The organism is Xenorhabdus sp. NBAII XenSa04 (genome assembly GCF_963866145.1).
Taxonomy (GTDB): domain Bacteria; phylum Pseudomonadota; class Gammaproteobacteria; order Enterobacterales; family Enterobacteriaceae; genus Xenorhabdus; species Xenorhabdus indica.
Map to the genome: position 1 here is coordinate 1 of NZ_CAWMEB010000061.1, position 956 is coordinate 956.

At 57.7% G+C, this 956-nt stretch carries 1 protein-coding gene; it reads left to right on the plus strand.

Going from position 1 to position 956, the window contains the following annotated elements; translation table 11 throughout:
* Positions 1-956: condensation domain-containing protein (locus tag AAC147_RS03105; protein ID WP_047685566.1), on the plus strand; the 956-nt coding region annotated here is incomplete at both ends.

Below are 956 nucleotides of genomic sequence, written 5' to 3' on the forward strand. Positions count from 1 at the left end.
AGCGTCTGGTGGCCTATCTGGTGCCACAGCCTGAAATTACGCTGGATCTGGTGCCATTGCGTGAACAGCTCAGCACCCGCCTGATGGACTATATGCTGCCCGGCGCTTATATCATTTTAGACGCCTTCCCTGTGACCCCGAATGGCAAACTGGATCGCAACGCCCTGCCCGCCCCCGACAGTGCTGCACTTGTGCGCCGTGAATATGCCGCACCACAGGGTGAAATTGAACAGACACTGGCTGAAATCTGGCAGGATTTATTGGGCGCAGAGCAAATCGGCCGCCATGATAATTTCTTTGAACTGGGCGGGCATTCGTTACTGACTGTACAGGTCGCTGCCCGTTTACGGGAGAAACTGAACCTGGAAGTGACACTGCAAGATCTGTTCACTCACCCGGTACTGGCCGATTTAGCCCCGTCACTGGTGCAGGCCGCCCAATCCGTCCAGCCACTGATTTTACCTGCGGACCGCCAACAGCCGTTACCCCTTTCCTGGGCTCAGCAACGGCTATGGTTCCTGGCCCAACTGGACAGCGCCGCGCAGGCCGCCTATCACATCGCCGGCGGCTTAGAACTGCACGGCGCTTTAAATCTGGCCGCCCTGCAAGCCGCCCTGGATCGCATCGTCGCCCGTCATGAAATTCTGCGCACCACAATCAGCGTTATCGACGGGGAAGCGCGCCAGATTATCAGTGAAGCGGGCCGGGGCTTTGCCCTGAGATACCACGATCTCAGCCCGTTATCCCCGGCAGCGCAACAAATGGCACTGGAAGCGGCAACACAGGCGGAAGCCCGGCAGGATTTTGATTTTGCGCAAGGGCCGTTAGTCCGCGCCCAATTACTGAAACTCGCGGATCAACACCATATTCTGCTGGTGACCCAGCACCATATTATCTCTGACGGCTGGTCGCTGGCTGTCCTGACGAAAGAGTTCTCCGCCCTTTATCAGGCCTTC